The sequence below is a fragment of the Streptomyces sporangiiformans genome (assembly GCF_005768555.2).
GTDB classification, from domain to species: domain Bacteria; phylum Actinomycetota; class Actinomycetes; order Streptomycetales; family Streptomycetaceae; genus Streptomyces; species Streptomyces sporangiiformans.
This window is the reverse complement of sequence record NZ_VCHX02000036.1, coordinates 1-560: the sequence shown is the minus strand read 5'-3', so window position 1 is coordinate 560 and position 560 is coordinate 1. Positions and strand designations below refer to the sequence as shown.

Sequence of the window (560 nt, the reverse complement as noted above, 5' to 3'; positions counted from 1 at the left end):
CTGGAGGGCCGCGAGAGCCAGGTGTCGCTTGCCGCTGTCAACGGTCCGTCGTCGGTGGTGATCGCTGGTGACGCGGACGTGGTCGCCGAGCTGGGCGCGCGGTTCGCTGAACTGGGTTGCAAGACCAAAGAGTTGCGGGTCAGTCACGCGTTCCATTCGCCGCACATGGACGCGATGCTCGACGACTTCCGGCAGGTCGCCGAGGCGCTCACCTACGAGCGGCCGTCGATTCCGGTGGTGTCGAATGTGACCGGTCAGGTCTCGTCGGATGTGGCCNCCTACGAGCGGCCGTCGATTCCGGTGGTGTCGAATGTGACCGGTCAGGTCTCGTCGGATGTGGCCTCGGCGGAGTACTGGGTGCGTCATGTCCGTGCGGCGGTGCGTTTCGGTGAGGGTGTGCGCTGGCTGGAGGACCAGGGCGTCAGTGTGTTCCTGGAGCTGGGCCCGGACGGTGTGCTGTCGGGCATGGCGCAGGAGTCCCTGACCGGGGACGCGCAGTTGATCGCGGCCCTGCGCAAGGACCGACCCGAACCGGAAGCCCTCGTCACCGCCCTCGGCCG

At 67.8% G+C, this 560-nt stretch carries 1 protein-coding gene and 1 pseudogene; both read left to right on the top strand.

Features of this window, described 5'->3' with window-relative positions; genetic code table 11:
• Positions 1–21 precede the first annotated feature (21 nt).
• Positions 22–276: pseudogene (locus tag FGD71_RS48350) on the top strand (acyltransferase domain-containing protein); the annotation flags it as partial.
• An 18-nt stretch (positions 277–294) separates the two neighbouring features.
• Positions 295–560: hypothetical protein (locus FGD71_RS48345; protein ID WP_342354699.1), on the top strand; the 266-nt coding region annotated here is incomplete at its 3' end.